Below are 17,352 nucleotides of genomic sequence, written 5' to 3'. Positions count from 1 at the left end.
TATTGCTTTACCTCAATTATTCGAAGGTACTTTTCTTTCGTTATGTTCATGATAAAATCTGACGTCGGTTTAAATAGACAATATTCTTCTGTCATACTTGTCCCTCTAAATTCTCTTGGCGATTTCAGATAACGTTTTGTATTGACGACGTCCTGGCCCCTTAGAGTCGCTGCTTATAGTTGTGAGGCTTGCCGAACACCTAATGCAGTGACGTCTCGACGGGCTTAGGGGGCTGGATGTGGCCACTCGCTTCTCAGAGTGACCCGGAGCGTCAATATGGTGTTAGCCGAGGGAAGTTCTGGAAGCAGCCATTGCATTTAAGGCGTTCTCAAAATAGCTATATACTTCATCTGCAATTTCCAGAAACTCTTCAACAAGTACATTACTATCCAAGTAACAAGCATACAGATAATCAACTAAAGCGGAGTCAATCTCACAATAGTTTAATATGGCATTCTTCATCTTAATAATGTCATCTTGCCATACACCTGTATCTTCTAAAACCAAAGAGTATAATGCACGAATTAATCTCTTAGAGTAACCTTTAATATATCTAGTTTTCATTGTGCTATCACTAACATTAGAAAGTAAACTATGTATACGATCTACTTCCTCCTTGGTCTCTGTATTTAAGTCTATAATGAACTCTGGAGAAATAATTATCGGTGGTACTTTTTCACCAACGTCATGACCATATATGCAAACACAAATTATCTTAACCCAAAAACCCCACTCATTTGGTTTACTTAATACATTGTCAATCGAGCAAATTATCGTATCAATCTTAGTTACTACTGGATATTCTTCCAAAAGCCTGTCTTTAATATTTGACAATCTTTCGTAATCAATATCTTTCGGATTTACACATACAATAGTAAAGTCTGCATCTGACTTAAAAGGTTTAGCAGTTCCTTTTGGAATCGAGCCACACATATAAATGCTATGAATCTTACCTTTAAATTCGGTAAGTATATTATCTATATACTTATCAACAAAATCCTTATATTCACTTTGTATTACAATTCTATTTATAACTTTTTCTAATATCATATAGACTCCTCCTAAACTAAGAACTTCTTTCGGCTAACGTCTTATCTACGAACTTCGATATGTAGAGTATTCGTGAATTTATTGAACTATCCTGCCCGTTAGTTTAATAAAAGGGCGTCTGCCGCCGTCGATGAAATCATATCGGGAATGTAACCATGTTCTTGTCATCAGTCGGGAATGTTATCAAGTTCTTGTCATTGTGTTTTGACAAGAACTTGATAACAACGGTGACATTATCTCCTCCTCCGCCAATGCCTCCTCGTTCATCCTTCCCATTCGAATGGATAGTGATAGCTACTGCGAGGATGGATGGATCAGCATGGATTTGAGAGGCACCATCGAATCCTCCGGAACGTAATAATTGAATTTGTTGTCGCTGATCTGCCCAAGCAACTGGCGGCGTATCGGATCGGCGTCCTTCAGCAGGCTCACAGACGCCGAATGGTAGTCGATAGGACGCATCCAGATCGGGCTGTAGCCGAGGAACAGCTGCCTTCTTGTGAATGCGGAGCGATTCGGCGAGCCAGCATGCCACAAGTTTTGGGCGAACACGAAGACGTCACCTGGCTTTCCACACACTTGTACCTCTCCATCAAGCTGCTGGCGCACATCCTTGTGATTCGGATTGTACGGCTGCTTGTGACTGCCCGGAATCACTTTCGTATTGCCGCGATCCGGCTCCGACATATCGCTCAAAATATAGCAAACTTTAATATAATAGGTTGCCGTCAAGCCGTTAATGACAGGAAACTGCGGATGCGGACCGTCTTGATGCCAATCGATAAAGCTGTGCGTGGCCGTTTGGGCTTCGCTTAGATTCGGTTGTCTGATCGTGAGGTGGGAGATGTGAAGCTGAATGTTGTGACCAAGCAAATTAACGATTAACGGAAGAATGGCAGGCTGATCGATTAATGCAGCGATCTCGGCATGGCGTTCTACGCTGTTATAAATATTATGCGAAAGCGCTTCTGGTTCCGTCAAAACAATTTCGTCGATCGCGGCATTCAGCCGGCTCACCTGTTTCTGCGACAAAATATCTGGTATAACCAAATACCCCTGTTCATGAAATTGCTCCATTAATTTCGGTATTTCCAAATTGGCTGTCTTCATCCTTTATACCTCCTACTTGTATTTAATTTAATTATATTTGGCGAACCATCATGTTATAATGTAAGAAAAATCGATTTCCCTTGTAAATAATTTCATTCTATGAAAAGGTGTTGTCATGCAATGGAGTTCAGCCGATTTCTGGATCCCGATCTGCAATACCATGTCTACGTGAAGGATACCCCTCAATTTCAGAAAACGCATGATACGTATGATCATTGGGCGTTGTTCATCGTCGAAGAAGGCGCTTTTAATTACAGAATGGGCAGCCAAAGCGGAAGAGCGGTCAAGGATGACATCGTATTATGCCCGCCCGATCTAACCTTCTACCGGCAAACGGACGGTTTATCGTTCCATCTCATGGGGTTTCAATGGATCAATTCCCTAGAGGAGCCGCCGCATGCGGCGAATTTCCCGACTTTCGGCAAGCTTCGGCTATTGAACAACAAACGCTTCCAATCCACCCTCTCTCAATTTCGCGACGCCCAATACTTGCATGCAGGGATTGGTCATATGTACAAGAAACATCTTCTCAGGGATCTGCTCTATTTGCTTCAGATCGAGCAATCCGAGCAGCATACAATGACCTTGTTCAGTGAGGATCCGACCCTTGGGCGAGCCCTGCATCTGCTTCAGCAGCAAGCAGAATTCGGCCTATCGTTGAAGTCGATCGCTGTGGAGCTTGGTCTAACCCAGGTGCAACTGACAAGACTGTTTACACGCGAGCTCCGCATAACGCCAAGCGCCTACGCGACTAATCTTAGAATGGACAAGGTGAAGCAACTCCTTGTATATTCTTCGCTTACCCTTGCCCAAATCGCCGAGCATTGCGGATTTACCGACGAACATCATTTAAGCAAAAGCTTCAAAAAACTGTGCGGCGTCAATCCTTCGTCGTACCGAAAAACACATAACGTATGATAGAACAAGCCGACCTGCATCGAATGAGGTCGGCCTTTCGTTCCCGTTATTTAGTTCCCGTAACCGAGCGTCTTAAGCTGTTCCATGGCGCTGTCCACTAACGATTTGTAGTTCATAGACGTTTCCAGCGTCTTGATAAAGTCATCATATTCGGTCAATGGACGTTTATCGTAAATAAACTTCGCGATCTCCTCTTCCATGTATCGGTTCGCATCGGCTGGGTTATATCCCTCTGGATTATCGATAAATCCGTTCAATGCTTCAATACGGGGTTGATCGTTCGCGAATTCGATTGCAGCCGATTGTCCGGCGAACTTCGCTTGCAAATACTCCATTTCCGGTCTGCCGGTGAATTGATACAGCCAGGAATGGCCGACCTCGCCCGCTTTGTCCGTCATCTTCGGCTTGCCGTCCTCAAGTGTGAAGTGCGTATCCTTCACCCCAAACTGCACGAGCAGCGAGCCTCCGTCCGGATTCGAAATATAGTTGAGCAGATCGAACACCCGCTGCAGTTTCTCCGGGTCTTTCTCAAGCGCTTTCGGAATGGCATATCTCCCAGGCGCCGCGCCGATATCCCATGAACCGTCGAATTGTCCTCCTGTACCCGAAGGAGCGGCGATTTGCAGCCATTCCGCATTCGGATTAACGGTTTTGATTTGTTCCACGAACTGCTCCTTCGTCATGTTCGGCCAATCAATATAGACGATGCCGGCCTGCCCTTTGATCGCCTTCTCTTGATGCTGCAATCCGCTATTGGCGAGCAGCTCCGGATCAACCGATCCTGATCCAATCATGTCCTTAATAAAGACCAAAGCATCCTTCATTGCCGGTTCATGCAGCGCATTGACGACTTTGCCGTCCTTCTCGTAGAAGTTGCCTGGCATTCCGACGCCGAAGGCTCCGAAAACGGTCGAGAATGCGCTTAGCTTGCCGCCCGTTAGACCAAAGGTGTCCGGCTTGCCATTTCCATCCGGATCGTTCTTAGTGAACGCTTCCGCTACGGAAGCCAACTGCTCCACGGTCGTCGGCACTTCCAGCTTCAGCTTGTCGAGCCAATCCTTGCGGATCCATAAGGTGTTGTAAGGGATTTGCGGAGATTTGGAGATGCCATATACTTTCCCGTCGACCATCCCCTTCTTGACGCTGTCCTCGCCGATGAACGCTACCGTTTGCTCCAGCTTATCCATATACGGCGTCAGATCAAGCAGCAGCCCTTGCTTGGAAAATTGAATTAGCTGCTGCCGGTCGACCATGAACAGGTCGGGAAAGTTCCCCGAGGACATCCGAACGTTTAGTTGATTGTTGTAATCGTCCGCTGCTGGATACACTGTCAAGTTCAGGTCGATATTCAGCGCCTTATCCAATTCCTGCTTAATCATGTCTTTATCGGGCGATGGAAGATTGTTCCCCGTCTCGATAATGTCGAGCTTAACCGGTTTGCCGCTAGGCTGCTCCGTCGTTTCCGCTCCGGGCTTGGCGGTAGCGCCCGAATTATTTTCCGGGTTATCATTGCCATTTCCCCCCGAACATGCCGTAAGCAAAGCCCCCGCTAATGAAACGGCTACTAGCAAAGTCCCTAATTTCTTCATGATCTTAACCCCTCTCTGAATGGTTTCATCGGTTAACCTTTAATCGAACCAAGCAGCATCCCTTTTGTAAAATGCTTTTGAAGAAACGGATAGATCACGATGACCGGCAAGCTCGCAATCATGACGGATGCCATCTGCATCGTCTGCGTCGGCATCATATTTTCCGCGTTCTCAAGCGGCTGTTGGCTTTGCATCAGAATTTCCCGGACGACGACCTGAAGCGGATAGAGTGTGCGATCGGTCACATAAAAAATCGCTTGAAAAAACTCGTTCCAATGGCCGACCAGGTAAAACAATCCAACCGTCAGCAATACAGGAAGGGAAAGCGGCGTAACGATTTGCAGCAGGATGCGGAACTCTTTGGCTCCATCCATTCGGGCCGACTCGAACAGCTCCTCCGGCAGTCCTTCAAAAAAGCTTTTCATAATAAGAACGTTAAAGCTCCAGACTGCATTTGGCAGAATCATCGCCCAGATAGAATCGAGCAGCCCCATCGACTTAACGACCAGATAGGTCGGAATAAGCCCTCCGCTGAACAACAAGGTGAACACGATCATGAGCAGAAAAAAGTTTCTTCCCGGCAAATTCCGACGGCTGAGCGGGTACGCCATCAGTCCCGTCAAGACGAGATTGACCGCTGTTCCGATCACCGTAATGAGAACGGTTATTTGGAACGCCTTCGGAATATTGGACTCCGTCAGCAGCGTGCGGTAAGCGGAAAACGTAATTTCCTTCGGAAACAATATGAATCCGCCGTTACGCAGCACTTCTCCGAACGGAGTGATGGATACGGATACAACATAAAGGATCGGCAGAATGGCGATAAGTCCGCATAGTCCGAGAATAACGTATATGATTGTGTTAAAAATTTTATCATCGAGGCCTCTTACCATATGCCCTCACCCCATTTCTTCGCCACGCGGTTAGCACCAAGCACAAGGATGAGTCCGATGACCGATTTGAACAATCCGACTGCCGACGCCAAGCTGAAATTAAGCTGCTGCAGACCGGTTCGATAAACCCATGTGTCGATGATGTCCGCAACCGGGTACACCTGAATATTGTACAGAATGTAAATTTGATCAAAGCCTGCGTCAAGCAGATGGCCAAGCTTCAGAACGAACAGCAGGACGATAATGCTTCTAATGCCAGGAAGCGTAATATGCCAGATCATTCGCATTCGGCTCGCACCGTCCACCTTCGCCGCTTCGTAGAGGGTCGGATCGATGCCTGCCATCGCGGCTAAATAGATAATCGCTCCCCAGCCGAGATTTTGCCATACCTCCGATCCGACCAGTATGCTGCGGAAATATTCCGTCGAGGTCAGAAACGGGATCGAGCTTCCCCCCGCTTCTACAATCCAGCGGTTTATGAGACCGCCGTTCTGGGAGAAGAGCGTCAAAAGAATACCGAAAATAATGACCCAAGACAAGAAGTGCGGCATGTAGGTCAGCGTTTGTACAATCGACTTCAGCCAGCGAATGCGGCATTCGTTCAGCAGTACGGCCAGCATGATCGGCGGCAGCGTCCCCCATAACAGCTTGTAGAGGCTGATCAAAAGCGTATTGGTCAGCAGTTGACTGAAGTAAGGCGACTCGTAAAAGCTCTGAAAATGCTTATACCACGGATCAACCCACGAGCTGCCCGTTATGCCGTCCAGGATTGCAAAATCTTTGAAGGCGATAATGACTCCGTACATCGGGAAGTACCGAAATATGACAAAATAAATAATGCCGGGCAGCAGCATGACGTAAAAGGCTTTAAACCGCCATGCCAATTTTAAAATCATGAGCAGCTTTGTCCGCGGAGAAGGCCGTATCCGAGGGGCTGGCATTAGGCTTTGATTGGCTTCCATCGTATCCCTCCATAGTTTGAATGCGCTTCCAATAAGGCAAGTATAAAGGTCCTGACATCTTCTCGATATACACAAAAACGTAAAAAATGTACGCATTTCCTTCATAATCATTAACATCGAATATGGATCCATCTACATCAATATCAACGATTAATGAGTAAAGGCTGTCACGAATGGTCTGAAGAAACCACGTGACAGCCTTGGTATCGTTTTTGGTTAACGCCAAACACCTAATCGTTCGTCGCTTTCCGTCAGGATGGGCATATCGACGCGGACAACAGTTCCTGCCCCCTCCGCGCTTCCGATCCGCAAGCCGTACGTCTCGCCGTGATGGATCCGAATTCGCTCATGCACGTTCCGCAGCCCGATGCCCGTAAACCGGTACATGGAGCCCTGCCCACCGTCCTGATTTTCCAACAGCAGCCTGCTTCGCTTCTCCCGCCTGATGCCTATTCCGTTATCGCGCACATAGAGTCTCAGAACACCCTTCCTCAGCCCGCCTTTCACGACGATAAGCCCGCCGTGATTCGGCGTTAGTCCATGGAAGAGTGCATTTTCTACAAGTGGCTGCAGCGTAAGCTTAAGTATGCGATACTGCAAAAGATTAGGATTGATATCAATCATAAACTGATATTGTTCCCCAAAGCGCACCTGCTGAATATGCATGTACATTCGCAGCCCTTCCAGCTCCTCCTCAAGCGATACGTATTCCGATTGCTTGTCGAAGCTGAAGCTTAACAGCTTGACCAGCGAACGAATCGTATCGCGCAGCTCGTCGATACGCTGCTGCTTTGCCAAGCTGCTTATGCAGGCAAGGGTATTATACAGAAAATGGGGCGCAATTTGGCTTCGCAGCATCTTCAGCTCGTATTCCTTCTTCTGCTCCTCCGCATGTTTCGTCTTCTGGAGCAGGCTCTGAATCCTCTCGAGCATAGCGTTATAGCTCTGCGTTAGCCTGCCGATTTCGTCCATTCTCGTGACAGGCAGCTTCGCCACGACCTGAAAGTTGTTAAGACGGTCCATCTTCTCGACAAATCGGCGAATCGGATGCGTGAACGATCGGCTAAGCAGATATGCGCTGATCAATAGCATAATGATCCATACGATACTCGCGGTCCGGTAGTTGCTGTTCAGCTTCTGCAGGTCCTGATAGAAATAATCCTCTTCGATGAACGCCGCAAGCGACCAGCCTAGACGGTTTTTGGTCGACTTCACGGCAACGAGCGGATTCAAGGAATCCCCTTCTATGCCGCTGACGCCGACTTTGAGCAAGGCGAGCTGCCCGCGAAAGCTCTCCTCCAGCTTCGGCGGATACGAGGCCGCTTGGAAGGGGAGCAGCTTATCGCGGGAATCCAGCCGATTAATGACGCTGCCTTCCTTCGTGAACAGTATGTAAGATTGATAGATCATCGGCGCAATACGCTCTGTGAGCAAATCGAGATTAAGTTCAGCGACAACGACACCCTTCACCTTATTGTCTGCATCCGCAATAGGCAATACGTAAGCAAGCGTTCGCCCCGACATCGGCGAATCATAAGGTTCGCTCACGTTAATAGCCCCATAGTTAATAAGCGCTAGCTCATAGAGCTGTTTCAGTTTTGGATTACCGATGATGTCATAAACGACCTGCGAGCTTGCAAATACTTGGCCGTCAGCTCGAATCATGTACAAAGTTCTGGTAATGGAATTGTTAATCCCCGCGAACTTGCGAAGCGTCTCGACGGCTGCCTCCTCATCCCCTTCCTCCAGCAAATCGGCGCGGGTCGAGAGTAGCAGCAGCATATTTTCCACATTGTCCAAACTTGCATCGATATATTGATTCGTCCGGCTGACGAGCAGCATGGCATCGCGAATGACTTGATTCTGAAGCAGATTCTCCGCCTCGTGGAGGTTGCGCCATGCAAGCACTTGAACGAGCAGCAGCGTCACGATGAACAAATAAATAAACTGCTTGGAAGCGAGACCAAGGCTGGCATACCAATGAAACAGTTTCCTCATTTCCACCCTTCCTTCGCGCTCGTTCTCTCTCACCTGTGCTTTCAGCCATTCCGTTTATAGTCCGTCGGCGATACCCCGGTCCAATTTCGAAACGTAACGGTAAAATAGCGGTAGCTCGGAATGCCGACCTCTTCCGCGATCTCATATACCTTCTTATTCGAATGCCTAAGAAGCTCAATCGCCTTCTCCATACGAAGACGGGTAATATACTGATTGACCGTACTCCCCGTTTCCTCGCGAAACAATTTGCTGATATAATGTGGGCTCAGCCCTACCTGCTCCGCAATAACGGGCAGCGAGATCGGCTCCTTGAGATGGTCTTTGATCCATTGCACGGCCAAGCGGATCTCAAAGCGCGAACGCGACTTCCCAAGCTCGGCAGCTTCCATATCCTGAACAATATTGACGATCATCTCAGCTAACGTTCCTGCGTCCATTAATAGCCCCATACGGGCTGCGCTCAGCTCATCGCCCTCTTGCTGCCTGTGCCAATTAACCTGCCAATTGAGTATCCGCTCCTTTAGTTGACTTGGCTTCACTCGCTCTGCGATGCACCAGTCTCTGAACTCGCCAAGCAAGCATTCCTTCAAGCTCGCAGGAGACAATGATGCTTTTCTCAGCAGCTCGTTTAATTCCTTCGTTTTCTTTTCCGTCAGATCCGATAGAGGCAACGAATGCTGAGCGTACACAGCGCTTTCCTCGGGACATCGGTCGTAAAACAGCGCATCTTTCCACTCGTTCGAATAGGCGAGCGCTGATGCAACTTCTTCCTTCGATGTGACCGGTTTGCTAAAAAGGGCATATGCTGTCGCCCACCGCTCCTGCTTGGTCTCTTCCCGATTCAACAGCTCCGTCAAATGTTGAACAACCGTGCGGAGTGACTCAATAACAGCATTGGGAGGAGTTCTGCCTTCAAGCAGAACAAAATATTCCCGCTCCCTTACCGTCAACCAAGTCAGCCAGTTTGAATCCCTTTTTTCCTGCTCGGTCAGCCTCTGCTGAACCGTTTCCTTCACAGCTAGATAGGCTAATGGAGGAATGTCTAGCATAAGCCGTACCAGTCGAATCGGACGATCTACACTTAGCGTCATCGATTGCCAATCGGAGCCGGCTGGCTCTTGCCCGTGAAGCAGCTTGCCGAATAAGGCGGCTTGCAGCTGCCTCTGTTCCCTTCTCGCATGCTCGTGCACCATGCGCTCCTTGACGACCGCAGCTCTCGCTTTGTCCATCGCCTGTTTAAGCTCTTCTTCCTCCAATGACACCTTCAAGATATACTCAAGCGCTCCAAGACGGAGCGCTTCTTGTACGTAATGAAAATCGCTGTGACAGGTTAACAATATGATCTGAACGCTCGGGTGGCGCTTCCGGAGTTCCCGTATGAGAGCAATGCCGTCCATAACCGGCATCGTAATATCCGTTATCACGACATCTGGCGTGCGTTCAGCACATAGCTGCATCGCTTCCGACCCGTTGCTCGCTTCCCCTATCCATTCGGCTCCACACGCCTCCCATGGAAAGATCCGAAGCTCTTGGCGCAGAGGAATTTCATCTTCGACGATCAATACGCCAAGCGGCTTTATGATCATGATATCCTCTCCTTTAGCACAAAATGAAAGCGCTGTCATTTTATTTATTCCATTATAGAGCATAGACTCTTATTTCGGCAACCTCCGCGCGTGGTCCTCCGTTCGTTTCGTCGATCCATAGTCTAATCGTATGCGACGAGATGGAACGGCTGAGCTTATGCACTTTTTTGCGCTTATGGTTGTGCTTCTCTTCAGCCAGTGTGACCCATTCCTCACCGATGAGCGCTTCTATCCGATAAGCTCGGATGAGCTCGGGAATCGCTTCGAAAGCGGTGCGGTGATGGTGCAAATTTATTAAGTCTTCATTAACATCGTCGTTAAAGGTGACGTGGATCTCGGCGATCGATTGCACTTCAGCCCACTCCAACTGCAGCCATTCCGGTTTGCCTGGAGACATCGGCTCGGACATCCATAAATGCGGACCGGCGAACGGCCGAATATACCCGTCCGTCACCGCTGCGGCAGCGTACGCTTCCGTATTTGGCGTAACCTGCAGACATAGCGGCTTGCGGTTCCAACGGCGCATGCTCCACTGTACGACCGGCTGATCCGGCTGACGATCCTCTAAAAGAGTCGAGATGATCGGCTTTGGCCCTTTCTCAAAGCACAGCACGCCGGTCATCGGACGATCCGATCCGTGAAGTTGAATCGCTTCGTTTGCTTTAATAATAAGGAATGCATTGCAGGCTGCATTGGGCTGCCAAACTAAATCCAGCTTAGCCCACTGCCTGGTACCTTCGGCTACTGACACCGATGCTTCAGCCACCATCTGCTTTGGCACGTAGTTTTCACCTTTTTCCGTATGCCACAGCTCCACTTCAAGAGTAGCAGCCTTTGCCGCATCGATCAGCAGCGCCACTGATTCAAGCGAGGGATTCACGGGAAACAGGATGCCCAGTTCTTTGTCCAACGGGTGTGTATAGGTTGAGTCCGTCAGCGACACTTTGGTCATTGTGCTGGATGCCGTAATTCGGGCCGATTTGGCGAGATCGTAAGGGTCGTCTGCCGCGATCCCGATAATCGACGCATCCTGCCTGAGCATCGTCTGCTGCAGGTCGTTCATATGGTCACGGTGCAACACACGCGGCGATATCCCTTTCTGCACGCACAGTGCGGCACCGCTTCCGGCTGCTTCGCCGATGACGGCACAGGTTGCCATTACCCTCGTCGTACCGAATGCGACGTGAGTTGCGCTGATATCGCGGCCTGCAAACATCAGATTGGTGACGTTGCTGGAGTACAGACACCGAAATGGAATATGATAGATGCCGTCCGAAAATAAATGCTTTGAACCGCTCTCTGTCGAATACATGCCTTGCGGCGGATGAAGATCTATCGACCAGCCTCCGAAGGCGATGCGATCGGTGAAGGGCACCTGCGCGATAATATCGTTTTGGTTCAACATATAATCTCCTGTGAATCGGCGATACTCCCGTTTGCCAGGGATCGATCCGACCCATTCCAGCGTCATGCGATCGGCATCGAAATTGCCGGAGTTTTTGATATAATCCCATACCCCGTAAATGACCGACCAGAGCTCATCGCGTATTCGTTCATTATCATGCACCGTATCCAGCTCGCCGCCCCATTCGATCCACCAATAGTGGCAGCCTGAGTCGCCGCTGCGAATGACCCGCTTCATTGGGATCGCCGTTTGCGTAATGTCCTTCGCAAAGCTCGGCGGAATGTACTTGACCGCCCGATCGGCTTCCTTCGTATAGAACAGGAGCGTGCTGCCAAGCGTAATATCGTCCGCCGTCTCCGGTGCCCAGTCCTCGTTGTATTCCTCTGCGGCCTCGCGGCCGATCCGGTATTTAGCGCCTGCCAGAAAACCCGCAAGGCCATCTCCTGTACAATCTATGTACATATCGCTTTCAAACCGGATTTTCCGCTCGGAGCCCATCATCCAGCCTGTGACCGACTTAATGATGCGCTCCTCCTCTGCGCCCTCCGCTTCGACCTCGTGCACATCCGTATTGAGAAACAAGGCAATGTTCGGCTCTGCTCGAACCGTCTCGAGTACGACGAGATCCCATAAATACGGATTTCCATCCGGGTTCCGGAATTGATTCTCGACGAACATTTCTCCCATGATGCCGCTTTCTCTCGCGTAACGCTGCGTACCATGCGCCGTAGCACCGCATACCCACACCCGTACCTCGCTGCTAGAATTGCCTCCGAGTACAGGTCTGTTGTTCACGAGCGACACGGTTTGGCCAAGACGTGCCGCTGCAACGGCAGCGCATACGCCGGCCAGGCCTCCGCCAATAACGGTAATGTCGGATTTTACTAATTCAAACTTCAATCGAATCCCCCCCATGCCTAGAATTACTATCATCTTAATCGAGGGGGTCGTTATTTAACATGCACTGCGCTATCATATTGGCATATACTTTATTTCATTTGGGAGGCTGATTGCGGTGATGATGTTGAATCGAAGCCCCATCCTATATCCTAGCCTAATGCATCATGTCTTTTGGAATCATAAGAAACAATTTCAATACAGCGTGGACACCTACGGACATTGGGTTCTATTTGCGGTGGAGGGCGGCAGCTTCCGTTATGGGATCGGCGATAGCGAGGGAATGGCGCAGATGGGCGACGTCATCGTTTGCCCGCCGGGCGTCGATTTTCATCGCGACGTTATCCATGCGCCGTCCTTTCATTTCATCGGATTTTCGTTAGGCTCTATTTCGGGAGAGGATGTTGCAGGGCAAGAGGCAGAGCAAAACGTCCACCTTCGTTTGGCGGCTTCTGCCTACAAGCCCGCCGTCACGCATAAGGAGAGGTTTGCCGATAATTTGAGATATTTCAAGAGGCAGGACGAAGCTGCCGCGGAGATCGATCAGCGAAGCTATTGGCAAAACCATGCGCTGAACGATATTTGGCTCTTTTGTTTGCAGTCGATAGCGGCCGGCGTGGTTGGCGAAGACAAAGAACCTGCCGATCCTCTGATGGAACAGGCACGGCTCTATATCCAGCAGAACGCCTATAAGGACATGAGCATGCTGGTGCTTGCGGACGAGCTGGGCATCAGTCCCGTTCAGCTCACCCGCAGATTCACCCGAAGCGTGGGGATGACTCCTTCGCGCTATTTAAGCCATATTAGGCTGGAGCAAGCAAAGTCCTTGCTCGTCGATACCCATCTGAATTTAGAGCAGATCGCATTAGCTTGCGGCTTCAACAATGGGTTCTACCTCAGCCGCGTGTTAACGAAGCTGATGAAAGTCAGTCCTTCCGCTTACCGGAAAACGAACCGGGTCTAATGCCTGCGACAATCCCCACTATACAGAACTTGATAACATAAATATAAAAAGCCGCGTAATCAGCGGCTTCTAATGTTACTATGTTTTAGTCACCCGACATCAACTCCATCCAATTCTGTAGACTCTACTTGGCTCTCCACCTTAATATTCATAGTTTACATTGTAAATATAAAACAGCCAGTCATCCGATTCTTTCCGGCTGTCTGGCTGTTATGATTTTAGCTTACTGTCTCTGATTTCCTGCCTTGTTAGTTATAATAATGTTCTGCCAATGCATTTGCAGCAATGATGGCCTGGTACACATCTTCAGGCGTTACCGGGTGCGGCATATTGCCCATCGTGTCTCCTTCGGCACACGCATCTTCTGCTACTTTTCGCCATTCCTCCTCTATGAATTCATCCAGACCCAGGTCTTTTAAGGTTAGCGGCAGCCCTACTTCCTTGATAAAACGGATAACCGTTTCGATTTCCTCTCGTGGAGCACTTTCGAGAACAAGCTGCGTTAATAAACCAAAGACCACTTTTTCGCCATGCTGCGCATGATGCAGCGATGGAACGGCCGTCATTCCATTATGGATTGCGTGGGCAGCGGCCAAGCCGCCGGATTCAGCGCCAACACCGCTTAAATAAATCGTGGCTTCAATTGTTTTTTCAACGGCCGGGGTCGAGACGTTCTGATCCACGGCGATTTTAGCCTGCAGGCCATATTCTAGAATGGTGTCATAGCACATTTTTGCAATCCCTAAGCCGGCTAGGGATGGCTTTAAATTCACTAAATTATCTCCATTTTTCTGATAACATGCCCGCGCTTCAAAATAAGTCGCAAGAGCATCCCCTATCCCCGCCACAAAAAACCGTGTCGGTGCGCTTACCAGAATATTGGGATCTGCCAGTACGATGTCAGGATTTGTCGGCAGAAACAGGTAACGGTCAAATGAACCGTCTGCATTGTAAATGACGGAAAGTGCAGTACACGGCGCATCTGTTGAAGCAATTGTCGGGAAAATCGCAACAGGCAGATGTGTGTAATATGCGGTAGCCTTAGCTGTATCCAATGTTTTCCCGCCGCCAATACCGACTATGATATTGGCACCTGATTTTTGTACCGCTTGGCGGTGTCTGTCGATTTCATCTTGAGTGATTTGATAGTTGAATTTTACAAATTCACTTTGATGTCCGGCCTCTTCAAAAGATTTACCGGCTTCCCTACGCGCACGATCCAAAATAAATTCATCGCAAATAACATACGCATGGTCACCATAAGTACTCGTATAGGTAGCTAATTCCTTCAGTAAATAGTGCCCCACGATAAATCTCTTTGGCGATGTAATTGATTTCACGTATTTTCCCAAAATATCACGCTCCAATGGATTTCAATATCCTTGCTATTATCTAATGATAATGAGATTTTTATACGATTGAAAAAACTGTCCCTTTTTTAGCCATAAAAATATCCCCTCCAAGTTCACTCGCTTCTCATGAAAACATGAGTTTTTTCGAGTGTCTACTTTGAGGGGATAATGCCACCATAAAAGCTGCTTTTTATCCAGGTATCATCGGGACAATGCACATTTTACATAATATTGGAATATATTGAGTTGTTTGACTCATATAATCATCATGATTAAGCCCGTCTCTAGTGTAGTCCCCTCCTGATTTACTTCAGATTTGCCGACCATTTCTCAGCACGTGCCTGCAGATCATCCAGAAACTTCTGAATATCCGGAGCATTTCCGGATGCAGCCTGGCTAATGAATCCGTTAATAGCTGGAGCGATATCGCTCATATAAAACGGATTGGCTTCATCCATGAGCTCCGAGTGGCCAACATCTGCGATTTCGAGTGCTTTTTTCACAAACTTATCTTCCGGTGTTACAAAATCAGCGTTTTTAAGTGTCGGGGTACTGGAGAAGTTCTCATACATATATTTTTGCGTCATGTAGCTGGTCAAGAATTTTAATACTTCCCATGATGCATCCACATCTTTAGCATTCTTCGCCATGATGAACGGGTCAACCGCAACCCAGCCTTCGCCTTTAGGCCCCATGTTCAGCACAGGCTCATAACGGTCCAGCAGCTCTTTGTTTTGCTTCGACCGGTATTCACTCATCGTTGAGCCGCCGGTAGAATCGAGGGCAATGGCGATATTGTTCTTCTCCAGTCCGAAATTCTCGGCTCCCTGGGCATTCACGAAACCAGCTGGCGGCAGCTGTGCGGCTTCTTTCAGCCATTCCAGCACTTTGACCATCTCCGGTGAATTCAGGTGCCATTTAATGCTTTTGATATCCTTCAACGATCCTTCCGCTCCTTTGGCGCCATAAGCAAGGGTTAACGCAACAAAGGTAGATCCGTTTAATGAGTTGCCGCTCCAATACAGACCGAAATTGTCTTCACCGGTTTTCGGGTTTTTGCCGGTCATTTGCTTGGCTTTCTCCAGAATTTCATCCGGTCCCGGCTGTGCCGAGAGGGTTTCAACGCCCCAGTCTTCAAACAGCTTCTTATCATAAATCGTCATCCGGCGGCCAAGAACGGCAGGAATCCCAAACTGCTTGCTTCCGTCGGGCGACTTGGTGCTATAGGAGTTATTCATAATGCCTTCCAGGTAGATGCCCTTGTCAAACGTAGTGTCCTTTTCGATCAAGTCGTCCAGGTCACGCAGCAGCCCTTCCTGGTACCATTGTGATGCAAAGGCTCCACCGGTATACAAGATATCCGCATCGCCAGAGAGCAGCATGGCCGTTTGTTTGGCTTTTACGTTCTCCCAGGGGATTTGATAAACCTCCAGTTTGATGTTCGGATACATTTTTTTGAACGTTTTATCTAAATACTCGTTGAGTCCGATGGTCGGGTTGCCTGTCAGTGCATCGATCCCGTTATCCAGCTGCCAGCCTGCCAGTGCAACGCGAACCGTACCTTCCATGTCCGATACTTTTTCAATCTTCACGCCGCCTGTCACATCTTTTCCCGAACTGCCTGAACAAGCGGCCAATGTAAACACAAGCACGAATGACAGAATAAGCAGCACAGCTTTTTTCATACGCGAACACCCCCACATAAATTTAGCTTCCATTCTGAATTACTGCTTGATACCGGATAGCGCAATGCTCTCGATGATATAACGCTGCAGGAACATATAAACGACGATAACCGGAATGAGGCTCGTAGTCGTTGCTGCCATAATGATCGATGGCTGCTGATTGATTCCGTTGTTATACGTAAACATGGCCAATCCAATCTGGATCGTGTACTTGGCAGCCGATTTTAAGATCAGCAGCGGCCACAGCATATCATTCCATACGCCTAAGAACAGCAGAATGACCATGGTGGCGATAATGGGCGTACACAGCGGCAGATATACCCGGCTGAATACGGTGATTTCCTTGGCGCCATCCAGAACGGCAGCTTCCCTTAAACTGCTGGGTAATTGATCAAAGAAGGCTTTGGCTAAAAAAGTACCGAACGCATAGTTCATGGCCGGCAAATAAAAAGCCAAATAGTTGTCGACCAGTCCGAGTTTACTGAACAAAAGATACTGCGGAATCATCGTCATTTCGAACGGAATCATCATCGTGCTTAGCGCTAGCAGCAAGACGAAGTTTGCTCCTTTGAAGCGGAGCTTGGATAAGGCATAACCGGATAATAGTGCGGACAATGAGCTGATGATAATGACCCCTGCACTTACAAGCGTGGAGTTGCCGATGTATCGAAACATATTAATGTTGGTGAAAGCGGCTTCATATGTTCGGATCGAAGGCTCTTCCGGCCATATTTTCGGCGGGAATGAAATATTTAATCGTGCAGCCCAATCGAAGCTCGTTACCAGCATCCATAAGAATGGCACAATCATGATGAATGAACCTACCAACAGAACCAGCGTTAGTATCAGCTGTTGAAGTGTGATTCGTTTACGGCGCACAGGCTCCTTGGGCAAGGCTGAACTGCTCATAGTTACCCTCCTGTCTTCTGGAATAAGGTTCCCC

14 protein-coding genes are annotated in these 17,352 nt (G+C 48.7%); 2 read left to right on the top strand and 12 right to left on the bottom strand.

The annotated features are described in order from the left end of the window. Nucleotides 1–282: 282 nt before the first annotated feature. The gene (locus tag ACOZB4_RS01680; RefSeq protein ID WP_379405390.1) at nt 283–1,050 is read right to left on the bottom strand and encodes a nucleotidyltransferase domain-containing protein; all 768 of its coding nucleotides are present in this window, start codon (nt 1,048–1,050) and stop codon (nt 283–285) included. A gap of 294 nt (nt 1,051–1,344) precedes the next feature. After that, the gene (locus ACOZB4_RS01675) at nt 1,345–2,160 is read right to left on the bottom strand and encodes a phytanoyl-CoA dioxygenase family protein (protein WP_379405388.1); all 816 of its coding nucleotides are present in this window, start codon (nt 2,158–2,160) and stop codon (nt 1,345–1,347) included. A gap of 120 nt (nt 2,161–2,280) precedes the next feature. Here ACOZB4_RS01675 and ACOZB4_RS01670 point away from each other — a divergent pair, with 120 nt between their 5' ends. Next, nucleotides 2,281–3,078 (top strand): AraC family transcriptional regulator, encoded by a 798-nt coding sequence (locus tag ACOZB4_RS01670; RefSeq protein WP_379405386.1) that lies wholly within the window; start codon nt 2,281–2,283, stop codon nt 3,076–3,078. A 50-nt stretch (nt 3,079–3,128) separates the two neighbouring features. Here the strand turns inward: ACOZB4_RS01670 and ACOZB4_RS01665 are convergent, their stop codons facing one another. The 7 genes from ACOZB4_RS01665 to ACOZB4_RS01635 are packed head-to-tail and all read right to left on the bottom strand — an operon-like array spanning nt 3,129 to nt 12,411. After that, complete coding sequence (locus tag ACOZB4_RS01665; protein WP_379405384.1) at nt 3,129–4,667, bottom strand: extracellular solute-binding protein; 1,539 nt, start codon at nt 4,665–4,667, stop codon at nt 3,129–3,131. Nucleotides 4,668–4,699: 32 nt separating this feature from the next. Beyond that, a complete protein-coding gene (locus ACOZB4_RS01660) occupies nt 4,700–5,560 on the bottom strand; it encodes a carbohydrate ABC transporter permease (RefSeq protein WP_076323468.1) in 861 nt (286 codons plus the stop codon). Next, nucleotides 5,554–6,456 (bottom strand): ABC transporter permease, encoded by a 903-nt coding sequence (locus ACOZB4_RS01655; RefSeq protein WP_379405381.1) that lies wholly within the window; start codon nt 6,454–6,456, stop codon nt 5,554–5,556. Before ACOZB4_RS01655 ends, ACOZB4_RS01660 begins: the two co-directional genes overlap by 7 nt. Further along, nucleotides 6,428–6,748 carry a hypothetical protein gene (locus ACOZB4_RS01650; protein WP_379405379.1) on the bottom strand — a complete coding sequence of 107 codons (321 nt, stop codon included), beginning with the start codon at nt 6,746–6,748 and terminating at the stop codon, nt 6,428–6,430. The genes ACOZB4_RS01655 and ACOZB4_RS01650 overlap by 29 nt, the downstream gene beginning before the upstream one ends. Further along, entirely contained in the window at nt 6,739–8,520 is a 1,782-nt protein-coding gene (locus tag ACOZB4_RS01645; RefSeq protein ID WP_379405377.1) for a cache domain-containing sensor histidine kinase, read from the bottom strand. The genes ACOZB4_RS01650 and ACOZB4_RS01645 overlap by 10 nt, the downstream gene beginning before the upstream one ends. 41 nt (nt 8,521–8,561) lie before the next feature. Then, complete coding sequence (locus tag ACOZB4_RS01640) at nt 8,562–10,106, bottom strand: response regulator (protein ID WP_379405375.1); 1,545 nt, start codon at nt 10,104–10,106, stop codon at nt 8,562–8,564. A gap of 52 nt (nt 10,107–10,158) precedes the next feature. After that, nucleotides 10,159–12,411 carry an FAD-dependent oxidoreductase gene (locus ACOZB4_RS01635; RefSeq protein WP_379405373.1) on the bottom strand — a complete coding sequence of 751 codons (2,253 nt, stop codon included), beginning with the start codon at nt 12,409–12,411 and terminating at the stop codon, nt 10,159–10,161. Nucleotides 12,412–12,568: 157 nt separating this feature from the next. Between ACOZB4_RS01635 and ACOZB4_RS01630 the strand changes: the two genes are divergently transcribed. After that, nucleotides 12,569–13,372 (top strand): AraC family transcriptional regulator, encoded by an 804-nt coding sequence (locus tag ACOZB4_RS01630; protein ID WP_379405371.1) that lies wholly within the window; start codon nt 12,569–12,571, stop codon nt 13,370–13,372. 248 nt (nt 13,373–13,620) lie between these two features. Here the strand turns inward: ACOZB4_RS01630 and ACOZB4_RS01625 are convergent, their stop codons facing one another. The 3 genes from ACOZB4_RS01625 to ACOZB4_RS01615 form a co-directional block, all read right to left on the bottom strand. Continuing rightward, complete coding sequence (locus ACOZB4_RS01625) at nt 13,621–14,724, bottom strand: glycerol dehydrogenase (RefSeq protein WP_379405632.1); 1,104 nt, start codon at nt 14,722–14,724, stop codon at nt 13,621–13,623. Between the two features lie 305 nt (nt 14,725–15,029). Further along, complete coding sequence (locus tag ACOZB4_RS01620) at nt 15,030–16,409, bottom strand: extracellular solute-binding protein (protein WP_213647387.1); 1,380 nt, start codon at nt 16,407–16,409, stop codon at nt 15,030–15,032. 39 nt (nt 16,410–16,448) lie between these two features. After that, a complete protein-coding gene (locus ACOZB4_RS01615; RefSeq protein ID WP_071220686.1) occupies nt 16,449–17,318 on the bottom strand; it encodes a carbohydrate ABC transporter permease in 870 nt (289 codons plus the stop codon). Nucleotides 17,319–17,352 lie beyond the last annotated feature (34 nt).

Origin of the sequence: Paenibacillus sp. NPDC058898 (assembly GCF_049316025.1) — a bacterium.
Lineage (GTDB): Bacteria > Bacillota > Bacilli > Paenibacillales > Paenibacillaceae > Paenibacillus_AQ.
Note: the sequence above shows the minus strand (reverse complement) of the source record. Positions and strands in the feature narration are given on the sequence as shown.